Raw genomic sequence first — 19,614 nt, forward strand, 5'->3', positions numbered from 1 at the left:
CGTATGGAATACCAATGGAGTGCCTATAAAGTATCACCGTTGTGTTTGTGAAATAACTGTATTCTATACACCTATTTTATATGTAAAACGGACCATACTGCTTTTAAGTGTATTCTATACAACTAAAAACTAGAGAATCGACCTAGAGGGCAATAAATCAACAGAATAGTTGCACGAAATACAGCTATATCCATCGGCCGAGCGAGTTGCAGAATTATAGTTGTACAAAATACAGTTAAACTACTAGTTAGTATTGGAACGTCTGCATCAAAAGCTGACCGCAGCAGTATGCAAAGTATTGGAATGTCTGCATCAAAAGCAGACTGCAGCAGTATGTAGAGTATTGGAGCGTCTGCATCAAAAGCTGACTGCAGCAGTATGTAGAGAGTACCAATGGAGTACCAATGGAGTCCGTATGGAGTGCCTATAAAGTATCACCGTTGTGTTTGTGAAATAACTGTATTCTATACACCTATATTATATGTAAAACGGACCATTCTGCTTTTAAGTGTATTCTATACAACTAAAAACTAGAGAATCGACCTAGAGGGCAATATATCAACAGAATAGTTGCACGAAATACAGTTATATCCATCAGCCGAGCGAGTTGCAGAATTATAGTTGTACAAAATACAGTTAAACTACTAGTTAGTATTGGAACGTCTGCATCAAAAGCTGACCGCAGCAGTATGCAAAGTATTGGAATGTCTGCAAAAAGGGGGAGATCCATATGGATCACCCCCTTTTTATGCAGAAGCTAAGTTTGGAATTAGATAATCAGCCCTTCACCGCCCCCGCAACAACACCCTTAACGATGTACTTTTGCAAGAAGATGAATACCACGATCGATGGCAGCACCGCCATGACCATAGCTGTCATCGCATATTGCCAATCTGAGGTATATTGGCCCACGAAGGTGTAGGCAGCCAGTGTCAACGTTTTGGTATCTGGGGAGCCGTTGACCATGAGCAGCGGGAGCAGGAAGTCATTCCAGATCCACATTACGTCGATAATGACAATGGTTGTTGTGACTGATTTCAGGAGTGGGAAGATGACACTGAAGAACAGGCGGAAGCCGGATGCTCCATCAATCGTGGCACTCTCATCAATTTCAACCGGAATACCCTTGACGAATCCATGGTAGATAAACACGGCGAGTGGAGCACCGAAACCCCAATATAACAACCCAAGTCCCCAAGTACTCTCAGAGAGATTTAAGGTTTTAGCCGTTTGCAGAACGGTCAGCATGATCGATTGGAACGGAATCAGCATCGGCATAATGCAGAGGAAATAAATAACCCCGCTCAGTCTGGATTTCGTCCGTGCCAGCTTGTAGGCTGCTATGGATGAAATGAACACAATACCCAGAAGACCTACACCGGTAATGACAAAGTTGTTCAGGAACAGCTTCGGATAGTTGATAAACTTCCACACGTAGGAATAGTTGCCGAAGACCAGATGTTTCGGCAGGGCGATGACATCCGTCATGACTTCGCTAAAGCTTTTTAACGAGTTGATAATCGTCAGAAATAGCGGATATAGAAACAGAAGAGAGAGGATGACCATAACAACCTCTAGAATAATTCGGCCTGCTTTGCGGTTTGTATTCATTATGCCTCAACCTCTCTTCGTTTGAAGAATGCTAACTGGAGAATGGTTACCACCAAGACGGCTAGGAACAGGATAAGCGCTTTCGCTGTACCGTATCCATACAGATTGTTCTGGAAGGTATCCCGGTAGATATCGTAAGCGATACTGTAGGTAGTTCCGCCAGGTCCACCCCCGGTTAATGACAAGATGACATCGAACACCTTGATCGAATTGGTCAGTGCCATGAACACAGAAATCGTAATGGATGGAGCGAGCAGTGGCAGTGTAATACTGAAGAATTTTCTCATGGGACCAGCGCCATCAACTGTGGCTGCTTCTTTGAGATCCTCAGGTACAGATTGCAGACCGGCAATATAAATGACCAGATAAAAACCAATCGACTGCCAGATGGAGACGGCCAGTATGGAGACGAAAGCAAGTCCCGGCGTCCCTAGCCAGCTTAGACCAAATATGGACCAGCCTGTACTTTCTCCGAGTGAGTTGAAACCTTGCATAAAGATAAATTTCCAGATAAAACCGACAATGACAAGACTGAGGATATAGGGAATAAAGAAAGCGGCTCTCAGCCAAGGGGTGCTCTTCAGCTTCATGTCCAGAACCAGTGCGAGCAGAATGGCCAGCACGTTAACGAGAACAATGTACAGAATCGCATACTTTATGGTGAACCAGGCTGAATTGGCGAAGTTGGTGTCGCCCATAAAGATTTGTTTGAAATTATCTAGTCCGACAAACTTAGGGTGTTTCGAAATTCCGTTCCATTTGGTCATCGAATAGCGGATAGTCATGGCAAACGGAATGTAGAATGCTACAGCGATACAGATGAGGACTGGGAGAGTGAATAATCCGAATTCTGTTTTCTCGCGCCATCTTTTGCCGAGTGATTTTAACATGGATGCACCTCTTCTTGATTTGTTGGGTGGTAATATCGACTAGGCTTGCCACACATAACCATTCCGGTTAGTCTATATTGTGTATTATAGAGCAGTACCCTATACTCAAAAATGGATTTAAGAGTACAGTTAGGGGTAAAAAGGTGAACTGAAATATTTATAATTAAGCCTGTAAATCGTGGAGGAGGTTGCCGGTCATTATTAAAAAGTGGATCATAAAGCGGTTTGAACCCGTGCTGGAGCTTGTCTCACGCAGGTTGGCGAACAAGCTTATTTTGCTGTTTACAATCATCATTATTTTGGTGGTGACCTCACTGACGTTCATTTCATACGGCATGCTGCGAAAAGAATCGGTGGATAACAGCATCGCCAGTACGAGCAACAATCTGTTGCTTGTCGGCCGGAATCTGGAGAGTTATTTGGACGGCATCGAGCAATTATCCCTGCCGCAAATATCGTATGACGAGATCGCCTATGCGATTTTGCATGAATCGGAGGATTATGCCTCGAAGATGTATGTGGAGGACTACTTGAAGAACCTGTACTTCTCCCGCAATGATCTGGAAGCTATCTACCTGTATGTGATCAAGGAGCACAAGTATTATTATGTCACCAAAGAGAACTACAATATTACCGTGCGGGTCGCCGAGCATCCGTCGATTGAGAATCTTTCCTGGTATAAAAAAGCGCTGGCCAGCCCGTTTAACCGTTCTTACCAGTCTTTTGTAAAAAACCAATCCTCGATGATCGATAGCTCTGACTACCCTATAAATAAGGATAAAAGCTTCATGGGCTACCATCGATTGCTGCGCTCCATAGTCTCCAGGGAGCCGCAGGCGGTGCTCTCCCTTTATTTCAACTCCTCGGTTACGGACGAGATTATGAAGGATATTCCCTTCAGTAAAGGGCAGCACCTAATGTACGTCAGTCCCGATAATGAACCTTTTGTGGTGGATGACCCCGGGTTTTATCAACAGAGCGAACAAGAGGGACTGCTTAAGGAGCTGACACTAGCCTCAGGAGGACGCGTGACGTGGTCGGATAAAGAAGAGAAGTATCTAGTGATTTATGACATCAGCAAAAAAGAAGGCTGGAAGCTGATTAAGCCGATTCCCTACAAAGAAATTTATGAAGCAGCCACGACAACACGCAAATTGAACTATTTCATAGGACTGTTATTTTTAATCGTTTCGGTCATCTTGGTCAGCTTTATTTCGAACAAAATAACGAGCCCGCTAAAGAATCTGTCGCTGCAGATGAAGCGGTTCAGTACAGGCAGCTTTGACGCTGAAGCACAGGTTGAAGGAAAGGATGAAATTGCCTATCTGTCTCGCCACTTCAATAAGATGGTGGAAAAGACGAATGAGCTGATCAATGAACGGTACAAAATGAAAATTGTCGAGAAAAATGCTGTACTCAAAGCACTGGAAGCTGAGATCAATCCACATTTCTTATATAATGCCCTGCAAGCCATTTCCACCAAGGCGCTGAAAAACAACAATGATGATATTGTCGATATGGTCGATAATCTTGCTATGACGCTGAGATACTGCATTAGTGGCAAAGATGTGGTCCATGCCAGAGAGGAATTAAAGCATATTGAACGTTATTTAGCGCTGCAGAAGGCCCGTTTCGGAAACAGAATGCAGGTGGCCTACCAGTGGGAAGACCCTTTGCTGGAGCTGGAGATTCCGAAGCTGTCCATTCAGACCTTGGTAGAAAACTGCATCAAGCATGCGCTGGAAAAAGTATCCACAACGATCACAATTACCATTGAAGCGCATGTGACGCCTAGCCATACTGTTATTTCAGTGACGGATGATGGACCGGGGTTTAGCGGGGAGCGGCTGGAGCAAGTGAGAAATTCTCTTCAAATCCAGTGGGAGGATCAGGGCGGAGAAGACGCTGCAGAAAGTGACACGGAAAGCATTGGACTGAAAAATTTGAACACGCGGCTGAAGCTTTTGTATGGTGAGGCTGCGGGTTTGGCCATTACCAGTGATGCTGGCGGAACAAAGATGGACATGCGGTTACCGCGGGGAGGGATTAACCATGTATAAAGTACTGATTATAGATGATGAGGAACCGTTGCGTGAGGCGATCAACATCCTGGGAGACTGGAAAGGACTAGGTGTCGATCAGGTACTGGAGGCTACGGATGGAAGTATGGGCCTAGCCATGCTGCGTGAGCAAAAGATCGATCTCGTATTGGTCGACATGAAGATGCCGGAGCTGAACGGAAGTGAGCTGCTGCAGATCGTGGAGAAGGAGTTCCCGGAACTGCTGACGATTGTAATCAGCGGCTACAATGATTTTGAATATACCCGCCAGGCTATCCGTTCTAAGGTAGTTGATTATTTATTAAAGCCGGTCAACCGGGGGGATTTGAATGCGGCCTTACGTAAAGCTATCGATGTGCTGGAGGCTAAACGCAAGAAAGAAAGCGAGTTCATCAACAGGAACATTACGCTCAACATGTCTCTGCCGAAGCTAAAGGAGAAAATCTATCTGTCGATCATTGAGCGCAGCTTCAAAAATCAGTCCAACGAGGCTTTTCTGCCGTTGATCGGCGCCGATACGACCGGAAACTATTTTGCTGCGGGTGTACTGCGGGTGCTCAATTTGGAACAAGTGCGTCGTAATCGCTTCCATGAGGACCGGGATTTGCTGCATTTTGCCGTCACAAATGTGATTAATGAGAATAGCGATGAGCATTTTCAGGCTTTCAGCTTCGCCAGCCATAAGGGAGAACGCGAGTTTATCGCCATCTTCACGATGAAAGGCGGCTATGAGGAGGACGCAACTTTCCGCTCTTTACATCATATGAAGAAGTTAGTCTCGACGCTGAAAGAGCTATTCGGAATTGTTGTTGCCGGAGGAATCGGACAGCCCTATGGTGACATCATGGCGCTTGCTCAATCCTATGAGACTGCCAAAGCCTCTCTCGACGGGATTGACCTCCTGACGCTGAAGGGAGCGATTGTCACAAATAGCAGCAACGATACTTCCCAGGCGAAAGATAATCCTTCCTTGACGGGACGTATGCCCTTGATTCGCAACGCACTGGAGAGCGGGAACATCAATCATGCCAAAAGTATTTTAAGCGAATTCACGAAGAAATGGGAGGCTTCCGGACGTTTTAATCTGGGCGAGGCTGACCGACAGATAGAGGAGTTTATTATTTTGCTGAACGATATTGCCACGGAGCTGGATGCGATCCCCGAACGTATTCGCGGCGGTAAAGATAAAGGATTGCGCGGGCTAGGCATCGGAAGCGATTTTGCTTCCTTTGGCGAATTTGAGCGGGTGCTGAGCGGAATTCTAGATTGCTATGGCAATGAAATCAGCAAAAGCCTTGCTGGCAATCGCCCCAGCGTACTGGAAAATATTAAAGCATACATTGATAATCACTATTTTGAGAATATTAAAATATCGATGTTCACGGATAAATATTTCCTGAGCAGAGAATACTTGATGAAACTTTTTAAAGGGCAATATGGTTATGGCATACATGAGTATGTACAAAAGGTAAGAATGGACAAGGCAAAGGAGCTGCTATCCACCCCCGACTTGAAAATCCAAGACATTTCCGAGATGTTGGGGTACAAGGACAAAAATTATTTCAGCAAGGCGTTCCGGAATTATTATGACTGTTCACCTTCTGAATATCGGGTTCTGCTATTGAACGGGGAGGAGTGAAGCGGTTACATGAACACACTTTTTTACCCTAATAAGTTCACTTATGTACATTCTTATCCTTTTTCTTTTTCTTTAGAATTGTCTCAAGACCACTAGATGCATGAGGAAAAGGGGGCAACATCATGTTAAAAAGATTTATGGCTTTATCTGCGAGTCTGCTGCTCGTCGGCGGATTACTGGCGGGCTGCGGCGGAAACAACAATGCCGCTAACAATAGCGGAACAGGGAATACTCCTGCCACAGATTCTGGCAAGCCGGTCACGATTAATATGTTCACCGCATCACCCGAGTACACTGATGCTTTTAACGCTTATATTGCCGAGTACAAGAAAGTTAAACCGAATGTGACGATTAATCTGGAGATTATGCAGGCTGACTACAATACGGTGCTCAAATCGAAGATTGCTGCGGGAAGTACACCTGACGTATTCCAGACCACAGCGGGCGGAGATATTGATACCTTTGCGGAGTATAGTGCTGACCTAACTAATGAGCCACTGGCTGCGGCGATGACCGATGCAGTGCGTTCTAACATGAGTTCTTCGGACGGTAAAGTGCTCGGTCTTCCGGTAAAAGGAAATCTATTCGTCCTGATGTACAACAAGAAACTGTTGGCTGATGCTGGGATTACAGAAGTTCCTAAGACAACAGCCCAAATGGACGATGCGATTACTAAGCTTGAAGCTAAAGGCATTACTCCTTTTGCCAACGCTTATAAAGAGTGGTGGGTATGGAAACACATCTTCCAACACTTCGTAGATGTGGCAGCCCAAGATGCGGGTACGGATGCTAAGACACTAGTAAACGATTTTATTGCCGGAAAAACCACGATCAAGGATCACCCGGTGCTGTACAATAACTTCTTCAGCTTCGTTGATACCACTGTTAAACATGGCACAGACAAACCGCTTGAACGGGACAGCAATGCTGAAGTCAGCGACTTTGCATCCGGCAAAACAGCGTTCATGACGGGTAAAGGCGCATGGGATGAAGAAGCCATTAAGAAAATTACACCGGACTTCGACCTGGGTATTATGGGTTACCCAGTCAGCGACAAGGCTGAACAGTCCCAGATCATTACTGGTGCGGATCAAGCCCTGCGTATCAATAAGGATTCTGCTGTAGCTGCTGAGACTATTGAATTCTTCAACTGGCTGTATACTTCTGAATACGGTAAGAACTGGTTCTCTACAGTAGCTAAGGTTATTCCTCCAATTAAGGATGCTCCTATGCCTGACCTGCAAATGCCAAAAGAAATGGAAGAAATCCTCAAAACAGAGAAATCCGGCGACCTGTCCGTGAACTACTCTCTGGATACCTTCCACCAAAAATTTGGTGAACTCATGCAGGCTTACATCGGCGGCAGCAAAACTAAGGATCAAGCCATCGATGAAATTCAAAAAGCTTGGATTCAATTCGGATCGGCAGAATAATTAGGTTCAGATCAGGGGCGGGCTCCAAGGTAAGATTCACTTACTGGAGAACCGTCCTTTTTTTACATGTTATATAATCATAAGAAGATACTGAGACAAAGTCAGGAGGTACATTATTGTGAATAGCCAAATGATTGAAATCATTGAAAATGGACTATATCTTACGATTGAAGTTACGGAAGATCAGGATGTACGGCTGTTGCATTTTGGAGCGGCACCTTTGGAAGCAGCCATAGCAGATAAGAACAAGCAAGGCTTCCGGCTGCTGGAGCTGCAATTATCGGGCGAAGACCGCGCCGAATATCACGGGCGCACACACCGAGCATCCTATCCGGGTCTTCGGATGGTATATGCGGGGCACAGCGATACAGTGAATGCGCTCGGACGTAAACTGGAGTTTAGCTTGGCTGATCCGATTTCGGAAATCCAGGCAGTGCAGCATTTCCAGTTCTACAAGGGTGTGCAAATCGTTCGAAGCTGGACAGTGCTAAAGAATGCTGGAGAAGCTGAGGTGGCAGTGGAATACATCTCCTCCTTTGCTCTTACAGGTGTAGACAAAGAGGGGGGCGGGGAGCGCAATGATAAGATTGAAGTATCCCTTGCTCACAGCGGATGGCAGAGTGAACTTCAGTGGCGGACCTACCGCCTGCCTGAGCTCGGAATGTATCATTTGGCAGACCGTGGCTCCAAACGAATTGCCTCAAGCAATACAGGCTCTTGGTCAGCAGCGGAACTTCTGCCGATGGCGGTTTTGCATAATAAGGAGAGCGGGACAAGCCTGTTCTGGCAGATTGAGCATAACGGCTCCTGGCATTGGGAGCTGACGGATCAATACGATCAGCTTACCCTGCTGGTCAGCGGACCTACAGAACATGACAACCATTGGTGGCTGAAGCTAGCTCCCGGTGAAGAGTTTACCTCGGTGCCGGTAGCCGTGGGTGCTGTGCAGGGGGGATTCCAGGGCGCGGCTGAACAGCTTACGTCATATCGCCGGATGATCCGCAGACCTAATGAGGATAATGAGCTGTTGCGGATTATTTTTAATGACTATATGAATTGCCTATGGGGAAGCCCAACGACTGAGAAGCTACTGCCTTTAATTGATGCTGCCGCAGAAGTAGGTTGTGAATATTTCTGTATTGATGCTGGCTGGTATGCACCCGGAGAGTGGTGGGATGGTGTAGGCCAGTGGGAGCCTTCCAGCGAACGGTTTCCGGAAGGAATTAAATATGTGCTCGACTATATCCGCAGCAAAGGGATGATTCCCGGACTATGGCTTGAGCTGGAGGTTATGGGCATCAACAGCCCGAAGCTTGCGGAGACTGATGACAGCTGGTTTTTCATGCGGCATGGTAAAAGGGTTAAGGACCGTAGCCGCTATCAGCTAGATTACCGCAACCCGAAAGTCATTGATCATGCAAACGGTGTTATTGCGCGTCTGGTTGAGCAGTACGGTGTAGGATACATTAAAATGGATTACAACATCAATGCAGGCATTGGGACAGAAACGAATGCGGACAGCTTCGGAGATGGGCTGCTACAGCATAACCGCGCTTATCTGGCTTGGTTGGACAGTATCTTTGTTCGTTATCCGAAGCTTGTTATCGAGAACTGTTCCAGCGGGGGAATGCGCATGGATTATGCGATGCTCAGCCGACACAGCATCCAGTCTACTAGCGACCAGGAGGATTATGTACAGTATGCGGCCATTGCCGCAGGTTCTCCGGCAGCACTGACACCGGAGCAGTCCGCAGTTTGGTCTTATCCGCTGCGCGAGGGGGACGATGAGGAAGTCATCTTCAATATGGTTAATGCGTTGTTGCTTCGTGTACACCAGAGCGGTCATTTGGCGGAGCTTGAACCCCACCGCAGAAGTCTAGTTAAAGAAGCGCTGGATTATTACAAAACCATTCGCAGTGATATCCCACACGCCACACCTTTCTGGCCACTCGGCCTGCCGGACAGTGAGGGCGAATGGGTCAGCCTTGGCCTGCGGCGCGGCGAACGACGGTATGTCGCGGTATGGCGGATTGCCGGAGAAGCTGCGAATGTCCAATTGCCGATGGTAGAGCTGAAGGGACTTGATCCGGCGATCACCTGTGCCTATCCTCAGCAGCATAGCTCAACCTGGAATTGGGATAAATCGGCAGGGGTTTTGACGGTGGCGCTCCCACCAGGAAAAACAGCGAGATTGTTTGAGATTACTTCGTAAAGCTTGCAGCAGGCCTGCTCCCCTAGTATCTAATACTTGGGAGCAGGCTTCTTTGTATTTCAATTGGAGAAAACACTGTAAATACAAATTCAGGAATCCGATATATTAAATGGATGCTTTAACCGCCTAGATCGAACTAATACAATTTGCCGCATTCTACAGGAAAAAAGAATAAGGGAGTTGGTTTAAGTTGTTGAATGTAGCTTCACTCAGTAGCCTGAATCGTGTGGAAACAACAAAAGTAAGCCCAAAAAATCAGAATTCAGAGATTTCTTTTCAAGATGTCTTATCGACAACCCATGCAGAAGCGGTTTTGACACATTTGGAAGAAAAATTCGACATTAAGATCAACGTGCAAGCTATACCCAAGAGCAAAGAAGCGGTAAAGGGTGTTTACTCCAATTGTGCAGGCAAAGGAAATGTAACCATTGCTCCAAATATACTGAATCAGTCGGCAACAGATCCACAACTGCAAAACAAAGTAGAAGCGATCATACAGGATCATTTTACTTCCAGTGCGAATGATAAACCCGGTGATGTCAGTGGTGTCGTTATACATCCGGATGGAACAGCTACATTTTGGGTGATTGGTGATTACTTGACACCTGCCGAGCGGGAAAAGATTCAAAAAGAAGTAGAGGCAGACAAAAAGAAACGTGCAGACCAATTGGACTCGTTAAATAAAGTAAGCAGTAATGATCCCATATCACAATTTGGGTTACCCACAGAAATATCCAGTGGCAGCGAAGAAGATAGCATGAATTTAAATAATATCCGTCAAGCTAGTCTAGATTCAATGCTGCGAAAAAAGAACCTGTTAATTAAATGATTAAGAACTTTTTATCATAATTACCGCCTGGGTCAATGCGTTTGTGACCTCTTAGGCGGTTTTGTTTTTTTTCACCAAAAGTCCACATTTAAGTTTGACTTACTAAACATCTGGGTAAATGACGGAGTAGCGTTCTTGCTAGTTTTCGACAATTTCCTACTTACTGTGATTGCGGATAAGCGGAGTGACAAGATTTACAAATAGATTAACGAAGGTATTTTAGGGTAGAATTGTCATCAAGTAGGGTTACATTCTGGGTGAATTTCGACATTCCAGAGAATCCCCTATTTTTTTGTGTTCTGACACGGCTTCAAATCTTGGGGCTCAACAGATATCATACATTGTCGAAATTTTGTCGAATAATATCATATAATGTAGAAAAATAATTGACAGGAAATGAATAGAACTTTAGAATTAGGTAGTAGCGTAATCATTACTATCATATAGAAGCGTACATAGCTTTTAGCAAGAATGATTATAAATGTGACTTCAAGGGAGGATGTACGATGATGAAAGCAACAGGCATAGTAAGAAAAGTGGATGAATTGGGACGTATCGTAATTCCTATTGAACTGCGTAGAACAATGGGAATCGACATAAAAGACCCGCTCGAGATTTTTGTAGACGCTGAAAAGATTATCCTTAGAAAATATGAGCCAACTTGTATCTTCTCCGGAAGCTCAGAAAACCTGATCAATTTCAAAGGTAAAATGGTAAGCAAAGATGTTCTTGATGAACTTATTGCAAGCTTTGATAGAGCATAATCCATATACCACATATGATTTCAAAAAAAAGAACCGGTATTACAAGCACAAGATGTGCATGTAATACTGGTTCTTTTTTTATGGTGTACTTTCGAAAGCGGGTTTTATTTAGACTCTAGCACACTTTGGATTTTTTTGATAAAAGCATCATATTGTACGAGGCCTAGCTCCATGCACAACTTCTGGTAGGAAGATAACTTGTAATCTAGCTGGTTCAACTTCTGTTCCAGATCGTCGTACATTGCCTGCTTTTCTATCAATGCTTGCCGAAGCAGATTATCTATGTTCTCTTTGTCCGTCTTTTCCCCAAAATACAGGTGCATAAAAAAGTCAGAACGCAGAACATCTTTTTCGGCTGGTGATTGTAGATAAGCGTGGAACTGATCCAAGCCGGCAGAGGTAATGGTGAATACATTTTTGTCGGGTTTGCCTTCCTGTCGCACAGATTCTTTAGTGATCAGATTCAGCTTTTCCATCTTGCTTAGGGTAGGATAGATCGTGCCATAGCTGGCATCGAAGAAAAATGAGAAGTATTCCTCGAAATGTCGTTTTATCTCGTAACCAGAATGAGGTTTTTCGCTTAAAATCCCCAGAATAACATCTTGTATGTTCATAAATCATTGCCGCTCCTTTCTTTCACTTCCTACCATATCACAACTGCATATCGCTCTCAATTTGAAATGGCATAGCCGGAGTGGCAAACTGTATAATTACGCATTTACTGGCACGGGCTCTTGTTCTCGTGAGATCCGAGTTTCTTTACGGAGGAAAGTGACAAGTACGCTTAATACAGCAATTGTTGCCCCAATACAGAGTAAATAGAACATATCCTTCCATACCCCGTTACCCCCAATAACCAGGTCGAGCATACCACTAACTGCATAGTAAGCGGGCGAAAAGGGACCGATCCAGTTATAAAAAGGTGAAAGCACATCGCGTGGAATAGTTGCTCCGGACGCTAACATTTGCATGGAGAGAAGCGCAATATTTAGCCAGCCGCCAGCATCCCCGAGGAGCAGCAGACTAAACTGAGCAAGGATCATACAGGAGAGAATTACCGTGAACTCGAACAGCCACATAAGCAGAAAGCCACGATTAGAGTGGATACCGAGTGAGTTAACCATGATAGTTCCCACTAGTGAGATAAGCACAGCCGTTCCACCCATTATGACAAATCGGGCTGCAAAGCGATTCCATTTACTAAATTGTCCAGACAAGTTGGAGGAAGCTTTATGGAGATTCATCGCGAGTAACATAGCACCGGTAAATGAGGCGGTAACGATCATTAAGGGTACCATAGTTTGTGCAAAATTAGTTGTAGGGTTAATGATTTCGACGTTGGCGGAAATGCGGCTGCTTGCAGCACTTTTGATGATCTCCGCTTGTGCCTGCGGCAGATTCATAGCATCCAAGGTGTGGCTTAGTGCTGAATTACTGCTTTGAGTGTTCATTGCAGCTGTGACTTTAAGTGCTACCGACTGCATCACATTGCTGACCATCTGCGGATTAGATTCATTTAAGAAGTAGTGGAGTTCAGTCTTTGCAGATGGATTACTGATCTGTCCAGTGAACCCTTGGGGAATATTGATAATCATGCGGATTTCTCTATGCTCAAGTGCTTCTTTTGCATTTTCTAGTTGGAGATCCTGTCTGGTTACGAACTGAAGTGATCCTGCAATCCCATCGACTATAGGCTGGGCATTTGTACCATCCTCATTAACAATAGCAATGGGCAGCTGATCTACCCGATCCGTTACATGATCGTACCCTGTAATCCAAATTAAGCTGAAAAAAACTTGGAACAACAGTGCAGTTATAATTCCAATGATGGTAGCAGGCTGCTTGAGGAAGCGCATGATTAATTGATTTGACATGGTTATTTCTCCTTTATATTTCAAGTTGTAATATTACAGATTGAAATATAGCATAACGAAATATAAACTGCAACAGAAAAAGCTAAGAGCATGGACATTACAAAGCGATTTCATATATCATAGGGCTTGTACTGGAAATATCGCACAGATGAATGTCTTACCTGAAGCAGAACAGAATGGGGAGGAACAACAGATGAGTAACGAAGTACATGGAACGGAACAAAACGTGGTTCATGCGAAACTGAACAAGCCAGAAGCGATTGTATTTGATATGGATGGAACATTGTTCCAGACTGAAAGTCTTTTATTGCCTGCATATCATAAAATGTTCGATATTTTGCGGGAAGAGGGACTATACGTAGGACCTACACCACCAGAAGAACGTATTCTAGGCTGCTTAGGGATGTTGCTGGCAGACATTTGGAAGAATGTTATGCCTGAAGCAGATGAAGCCGTGCACCGCCGGGCGGATGAATTGCTCCTGCAGCTGGAGATTGAAGGGCTTGAAGCCGGAGGCACGCTACTGTATCCACAGGTGGTTGAGACACTGACAGCGCTTAAAGAGCGCGGAGTGAAGCTGTTTGTGGCTAGCAACGGGCTGGAGGATTACATTCATAGCATCGTTGTGGTGCATGAGCTTAAGGCGTTGTTCGAAGGCTTGTATAGTGCGGGAGGTCAAGGCACTGCGACTAAGACCGAGCTGCTACGTATTCTTTTGGATAATCATGGTATCAGCAGTGCCTGGATGGTTGGGGATCGTTCTTCTGATGTTCAGGCAGGTAAAGGAAATGGCCAGACCGTAATCGGCTGCGCCTATGCAGGCTTCGGACGTCAGGATGAGCTGAAGGGCTCTGATGTCATTATTACCTCCTTCGATGAATTGGTTGACTTATACGACAACGCAGCGATTAGTGAATAAGAACTTACGATGGGGAGTTTGCTTAGCTTACAAGCAAGCGCTTGATCACATAAGAGACAACCTTCTTGAAGAAGGTTGTCTTTTTATTGAAGTCAAAAAGATGGTGCTTCAGTTGAAAGAAATCGGTATCGTCGTCAGGCAGCAAAGATATATACATAAATAAAGGGAGTAATCCGATAAAAAATGGAGAGGGAAAATATGGAAACCGAGAAGCGAGAAGCGAGCCAAGGGAGCATAAATATGATAATGAGTTTCTTTTTTATTGCTTTAAGTGCTGCGATTGGAGTGGGAATGTGGTTTTTAGTTATAGGTATAGTCTTTTCTATTGGTGGAGGGAGCCTATTTGTAACTCATTATGATTCCTTGTTTTTTTATAGTGCTGTTCTTTTGTTGTGCATTGTAAGTTATCTATGGTTTATAAAACATCTATTTGAAAAAAATTTGGAGCTATTGCTCCTTATCTGTGTGGGTACCACAATGCTCTTTTTTTTCCTTACAGGTTGGCTTAACTAATCATAGGGGGGGAGGACAGGCAATTCTTAATGTACTACTGGTTATTGGCTTATATCTTATCTTATTAATACAATTTATTCTGACTTTATATTATTTAATCAAAGTAAGAAATGAAATTTAAATAACATAAAGGGTTCTAAATGTTTTGCATGCCTAATATGTAAACCCTTTAAGTTAAACTATCGTTCTCTGTTGGTTAAATTACCAATCGGATTCATTTAATTTAAAAGAAGTGACTCAATAAATGGCTCTATGTCAAAAGGTTCAGTCGTTGTTTCGTATCTACCGTATACATGACCGTTTCTATCGATTAAAAACTTCGAGAAATTCCACTTCATCCCATCGCCGGCATATATGTCCGGATACTTTTCCTGCAGAAAATCCTGCATCCATTTACCGCCTGATGTCTCAGTATCGAATCCTTGAAATGGTGCTTGCTGTGTTAGATATTGAAATAAAGGATGGGCAGACGGTCCCCTAACCTCAACTTTCTCAAATAATGGAAACTTAACTCCAAAGTTGCTCTCACAATATTCATGTACTTCTGAGTTGCTTTCTGGCTCCTTCTCGTTGAATTGGTTACAAGGAAAACCAAGTATTTCAAACCCTTGCTCATGGTGGATTTCGTAAAGTTTTTGAAGATCAGGTAATTGGCGAGAGTTATTATTATAAATAACATAATAGCGCTATAGGCGTTTATTGGTCTAATATATAATAGGAATAATATTTATAGTATTAACCTATAACGAGTGTATCTCCACTATAAAATGCCGCTTAAATTTTTATTTTTGCGCTTTTAACCAATGAGCAGTTTCCCTCTTATCCTTCAGGTTACTTTGAAAATAATTCTAAGAGTATCAGCAACGAAAATTCCCCAAACGTAATCATTTTGATTGAATTATCCTGCTCGCCGTCGTATTGATTCAAGGTTGGCCATTATACCGCTTTCATCACGGTGTTCGAAGGCCAAAAGAAGCGTGCTCCTTAATGGAGACACGCTTCTTGACCGGTATGATAATTGCCGCGGCGGTGCTTACTGCTGCTTAGCGTACCATTCGGAAAATTGTTTCTGGTATTCAGCGATATATTTGTCTATTCCCGCTGCTTTTAGTCTGTCTAGCGCTTTGGGAAAGGCGGTGTCATAATCACTGAAGCCGCTGCCGATCGGAGCGAGGTATTCAGTGAATACGCCGTTCAGCTTCGTTTCTTCATTCTTGACGGGTGTATTGTCAAAGTTGAAGCCGGCACCTTTGGAAATGATGGCTCCATCGTCCCAAGCTTTATATTCTGCAATAAACTCGTCCGGTACCGTGTTGTCGAAACGCATGAAGTTTTTGTTCATCAGCAGCCAGTCAGGGATCAGCGAATCAGTGGTTATTTTGGTCAAACGCCCGTTTTCATCCAGCGTATAGTCTGTTCCTTCTATCCCGTAGGCGAACAAGTCGTACAGCTCCTGTTTTTTTTGCAGCAGATTGAAGAACATAATATAACGTTCAGGGTCTTTAGCTGCGGTGGAGACAAAAAAGGCGGTGCTGTAAGTGCCGCGGCTGATTTTTGGACGGCCGCTGCCGAGGAAATAGTTGACCAGTTTGGCATCAGGCACTGCTTGTGAGATGGTTGCCGCACCTTCGAATGGGCGTGCTGCTGTGCCGGCCCAGAACATCGCTTTTCCGGAGTTCCAGTCAGACTGCAGCTGTGGGACATTGGTGGCGGCATATTTTGGAATGATTCCTTTTTCATACCAGCCGTGCATAAGGTTCGCATAACTCTTGAACTCTTCGGTTTCAAACCAGCTAATAATTTGATCATCCTTCACAGACTCATCCAGGGCAATAAAATCATTTTGCCAATAGAGGTTTTTGTCCGTGTAATCATATTGTAGGAGTCTGCGCGCATCGGTGTTGGCGTACCCGATCAGTTCGGGATGAATGGCATGGACCTTATCATAGAACTGCTCTAGTTCTCCCAGTGAAGTGACCTGTGTCATGCCGGCTTCTTCAAGCAAATCCTGTCTAACTAGCGCACTGTAGAATTCCGCAGAATTCGGTTTGTTGCCGACGGGGATCGCATACTGCTTGCCTTCCAGCTGAAAGGCTTTGAAGGAGGCCTCGTCCACATTTTTACTCAAATCAGCGGCTGCATCGGCATACGGAGTGAGGTCGGCATAAAGCCCCTTTGCCACAGATTTTACCATGTAATTGGCATCTGTATAAGTTGCGAAGTCTTCTCCCGTAGACAGCATTAAATCAGTTTTACCGCCGCCATATTCGGTCCAAGGAAGAAACTGAAATTCAACCTCAGCATTGATTTCTTTCTTAATAGTGTCGTAGAACGATGTCTTCGCTAGTTCCTTCATCCGGTTGGACTCATCCCCGTACAGCACAATTTTCAATTTGGCAGGAGCCAAGGCGCTGCCGTCTTTACTACCGCTATCCGTAGAGGAAGAGGTACCTTCATTTCCAGTTCCAGAACTAGGGGGAGCGCTTTCATTGTTGCCCTGAGCACAGCCACTTACCAAGAACACCGCAACGAGGAGCAAACTTAACCAACCTTTTTTCTTTTTCATGATGAACCCTCCTGAAATAGAATCATAATGTTTGAGGCATCTATTGCAAAGGCCGTGCTCCCTTAAGTCCCATTGTACATCAAGAAGTAGGGGAGCATAAACCCGGTGCAACCGAACATAATATGGCATCCTTGCTGGAAATTAGCCTTTGACTGAACCTACGATAATGCCTTTGACAAAAAAGCGCTGGAGAAAAGGATATAATATGGCGATTGGCAAAACGGTCAGACAGGTCATTGCCATTTTGGCTGTCTCCAGTGGCGGTGCGATGATAGCTCCACCAACTTGAGCAGCATTGCCGGAAGCCAGGAACTGAATGTTCGCCATCATGTTGTACATCAAATATTGGATCGTATAGAGATCCTGATCGGATACCAGCATTAGTGGCAAATAGAAGTCATTCCAGAATTGCAGTGCGTAAAAGAGCGAGATGGTGACCAGTCCGACGCGGCCCAGCGGAATCATAATGCTGAAGAAGATCCGCAGATGTCCGGCACCATCGATTTGCGCAGATTCCACGATTTCATGCGGGATGCTGCGGAAATAGTTAGCCATGAGAAACATCAGAAAGACGCTTAGCACATAAGGGATGAACAGGCCGATGAGCGTATCGCCCAAATGATAATATTTGGTGCTAAGCAGATACCATGGCAGCGTTCCTCCGCTGAACAGCATTGTAAAATAGGCGAAGAAGGCGAAGAAATTTTTGAGCCGGAAGCTTTTAACGGAAATGACATAAGCGTAAGCGGTGGTCACCAATACGGCCGATACGGTACCCAGCACCGTAACGATCACCGACATGGAATACGCCCGCAGAATCTGCTGTGCCTTCGAGCCAAACAGGAATTCATAGGTTTCAAAGGTAAAGCCTCTGGGCCAGAACGAATAGCCTTCCGCGGCGATTCTGGATTCGGTAGATAAGGAGCCGGATACTGCCAGAATGAACGGCGCTAGACAGATTACGGAAAATACGGCAATACAGATGTAAAAGAAAATGAGCAGGCCTTTGTTTTCGGTAGTTTGCATCTTATCAGTCTCCTAAAATAGTTTGCTGTCTTTGTCATACCAGCCGGCTAATTTGTTGGCCACCAGCACCAGAATGAAACCAAAGACGGATTGATAGAGCGTGATGGCTGAAGCAAAGCCGAATTCTCCGGAACGGATGGCTGTGCGGTATACATACACATCGATAATGTCGGTAGTCGGCAGAAGCAACGGATTCAGGAACGTTACCCCCATAATCATACTGAGGTCGCCTTTCAGCATGCCCCCGATGCCCAGCAGCGTCATCAGAATGATCGACGGAATCAGCATTGGCACCGTAATTTTGGTGATAATCTGCCATCTGGAGGCACCATCGATTCTTGCAGCTTCATAATAGGAAGTGTCGATGCCTTGCAGCACCGCATAATAGATGATGGCGCCGTAACCAGCGCTTTTCCAGATATTCGCTAGCACGAGAATGATTACGAACAGCCAAGGGCTGGAATACCAGTCAACCTGGGAGAAGCCGAATGTCTGGAGCAACTGGTTCATAATGCCTTTGTCGTAATCCAGCAGGGAGAACAGAATGGCTCCGATAATAATCCAGGAAATAAAATACGGGAAAAACATGACGCTCTGCGTGATTTTGATAAACCATTTGCTGCGCAGCTCATTTAGAATAATGGCGATGGCCACTGAAAAAAACGTGCCGGTTAGCATATACAGCGCATTTAACATCACCGTGTTGCGTGTAGCCCTAAGAGAATCTTCCATACTAGAGAAGAAAAACTCGAAATTAGAGAAGCCGGCCCACGGGCTGCCGAAGATTCCGTCGTTGAAGTTGTAATTTTTAAAGACGAGAATCAGACCACTCATCGGCAGATAAGCAAAAAGAATTAGAATGATGATTCCCGGAAGAGCGAGCAAATAAAGCGAGCTGTCCTTCCTTAGGGATTTACGGAAGCTCTTGGCTTTGGCCGTCCTGATTCCCGGACTTGGCATTCCTTGTGTCTCCGATGTAGCTTCTTGCATCATTAACAGTCCACTCCTTTATACTAGCGTTGTCATTTCCGTCCCTTGTTTTAGGAGAACGCTTTACATGAAAATCATAAATCCACCCGGAATGTAAACGCTATCATAATAAACGGGAAAAAGTTAAAAAAAGCGGAAAAGGGCAGCTTAAAAAAACGAAAAAGACAGAACTTTTTTGTTTTTAGGGTGCTCAAAAGCCTGATTTAAAGGGGGATTTCATAGTAAGGCCGGCGCGAGGGTTATTCATTGAAAGTCAAAAAGGGGATGTCTCCGGCTATGAAAATGCTG

Annotated in this window: 15 protein-coding genes and 1 pseudogene; 8 read left to right on the top strand and 8 right to left on the bottom strand. The window is 44.8% G+C overall.

Annotated elements, in window-relative coordinates; all coding sequences use genetic code 11:
* Positions 1-777 precede the first annotated feature (777 nt).
* Together NSQ91_RS09610 and NSQ91_RS09615 are read right to left on the bottom strand one after the other, a co-directional pair.
* Complete coding sequence (locus tag NSQ91_RS09610; RefSeq protein ID WP_036684045.1) at positions 778-1,611, bottom strand: carbohydrate ABC transporter permease; 834 nt, start codon at positions 1,609-1,611, stop codon at positions 778-780.
* Positions 1,611-2,501, bottom strand: a complete 891-nt coding sequence (locus NSQ91_RS09615) for a carbohydrate ABC transporter permease (RefSeq protein ID WP_036684044.1) — start codon at positions 2,499-2,501, stop codon at positions 1,611-1,613. Before NSQ91_RS09615 ends, NSQ91_RS09610 begins: the two co-directional genes overlap by 1 nt.
* A gap of 197 nt (positions 2,502-2,698) precedes the next feature.
* Between NSQ91_RS09615 and NSQ91_RS09620 the strand changes: the two genes are divergently transcribed.
* The 6 genes from NSQ91_RS09620 to NSQ91_RS09645 all read left to right on the top strand — a co-directional run bounded on the left by NSQ91_RS09620 (position 2,699) and on the right by NSQ91_RS09645 (position 11,438).
* Complete coding sequence (locus NSQ91_RS09620) at positions 2,699-4,561, top strand: sensor histidine kinase (protein WP_076304430.1); 1,863 nt, start codon at positions 2,699-2,701, stop codon at positions 4,559-4,561.
* Positions 4,554-6,200 (top strand): response regulator, encoded by a 1,647-nt coding sequence (locus NSQ91_RS09625; protein WP_076304365.1) that lies wholly within the window; start codon positions 4,554-4,556, stop codon positions 6,198-6,200. The genes NSQ91_RS09620 and NSQ91_RS09625 overlap by 8 nt, the downstream gene beginning before the upstream one ends.
* Positions 6,201-6,322: 122 nt before the next feature.
* On the top strand, positions 6,323-7,633 hold the full coding sequence (locus NSQ91_RS09630; protein WP_076304366.1) for an ABC transporter substrate-binding protein: 1,311 nt from the start codon (positions 6,323-6,325) through the stop codon (positions 7,631-7,633).
* 130 nt (positions 7,634-7,763) lie between these two features.
* Positions 7,764-9,845, top strand: coding sequence for a glycoside hydrolase family 36 protein (locus NSQ91_RS09635; protein WP_076304431.1), 2,082 nt, complete (start codon positions 7,764-7,766; stop codon positions 9,843-9,845).
* Positions 9,846-10,035: 190 nt separating this feature from the next.
* Positions 10,036-10,674: a DUF6033 family protein gene (locus NSQ91_RS09640; protein ID WP_076221158.1), complete on the top strand. Its 639-nt coding sequence runs from the start codon at positions 10,036-10,038 to the stop codon at positions 10,672-10,674.
* A gap of 506 nt (positions 10,675-11,180) precedes the next feature.
* Positions 11,181-11,438 carry an AbrB/MazE/SpoVT family DNA-binding domain-containing protein gene (locus tag NSQ91_RS09645; protein WP_036684015.1) on the top strand — a complete coding sequence of 86 codons (258 nt, stop codon included), beginning with the start codon at positions 11,181-11,183 and terminating at the stop codon, positions 11,436-11,438.
* A 104-nt stretch (positions 11,439-11,542) separates the two neighbouring features.
* Here NSQ91_RS09645 and NSQ91_RS09650 read toward each other — a convergent pair whose 3' ends face one another.
* Both NSQ91_RS09650 and NSQ91_RS09655 read right to left on the bottom strand, forming a co-directional pair.
* Positions 11,543-12,052 carry a PadR family transcriptional regulator gene (locus tag NSQ91_RS09650; protein ID WP_036684013.1) on the bottom strand — a complete coding sequence of 170 codons (510 nt, stop codon included), beginning with the start codon at positions 12,050-12,052 and terminating at the stop codon, positions 11,543-11,545.
* A 96-nt stretch (positions 12,053-12,148) separates the two neighbouring features.
* Positions 12,149-13,312: a YhgE/Pip domain-containing protein gene (locus NSQ91_RS09655; RefSeq protein WP_076304367.1), complete on the bottom strand. Its 1,164-nt coding sequence runs from the start codon at positions 13,310-13,312 to the stop codon at positions 12,149-12,151.
* 193 nt (positions 13,313-13,505) lie between these two features.
* Here NSQ91_RS09655 and NSQ91_RS09660 point away from each other — a divergent pair, with 193 nt between their 5' ends.
* The gene (locus tag NSQ91_RS09660; RefSeq protein WP_076184256.1) at positions 13,506-14,231 is read left to right on the top strand and encodes an HAD family hydrolase; all 726 of its coding nucleotides are present in this window, start codon (positions 13,506-13,508) and stop codon (positions 14,229-14,231) included.
* 198 nt (positions 14,232-14,429) lie between these two features.
* Positions 14,430-14,744, top strand: a complete 315-nt coding sequence (locus NSQ91_RS09665; RefSeq protein ID WP_076304368.1) for a hypothetical protein — start codon at positions 14,430-14,432, stop codon at positions 14,742-14,744.
* Between the two features lie 218 nt (positions 14,745-14,962).
* On the opposite strand, the pseudogene NSQ91_RS09670 reads toward NSQ91_RS09665, so the two are convergent.
* The 4 genes and pseudogenes from NSQ91_RS09670 to NSQ91_RS09685 form a co-directional block, all read right to left on the bottom strand.
* Positions 14,963-15,403 (bottom strand): annotated as a pseudogene (locus NSQ91_RS09670) (glutathione peroxidase); the annotation flags it as partial.
* A 374-nt stretch (positions 15,404-15,777) separates the two neighbouring features.
* Positions 15,778-17,310 carry a DUF3502 domain-containing protein gene (locus NSQ91_RS09675; protein ID WP_340917543.1) on the bottom strand — a complete coding sequence of 511 codons (1,533 nt, stop codon included), beginning with the start codon at positions 17,308-17,310 and terminating at the stop codon, positions 15,778-15,780.
* Positions 17,311-17,451: 141 nt separating this feature from the next.
* Positions 17,452-18,336 (bottom strand): carbohydrate ABC transporter permease, encoded by an 885-nt coding sequence (locus tag NSQ91_RS09680; RefSeq protein ID WP_038569639.1) that lies wholly within the window; start codon positions 18,334-18,336, stop codon positions 17,452-17,454.
* A gap of 12 nt (positions 18,337-18,348) precedes the next feature.
* Positions 18,349-19,329 carry an ABC transporter permease gene (locus tag NSQ91_RS09685; protein ID WP_081383729.1) on the bottom strand — a complete coding sequence of 327 codons (981 nt, stop codon included), beginning with the start codon at positions 19,327-19,329 and terminating at the stop codon, positions 18,349-18,351.
* Between the last annotated feature and the right edge of the window lie 285 nt (positions 19,330-19,614).

It is taken from the genome of Paenibacillus sp. FSL R7-0048 (genome assembly GCF_038004505.1).
Classification (GTDB): domain Bacteria; phylum Bacillota; class Bacilli; order Paenibacillales; family Paenibacillaceae; genus Paenibacillus_AQ; species Paenibacillus_AQ odorifer.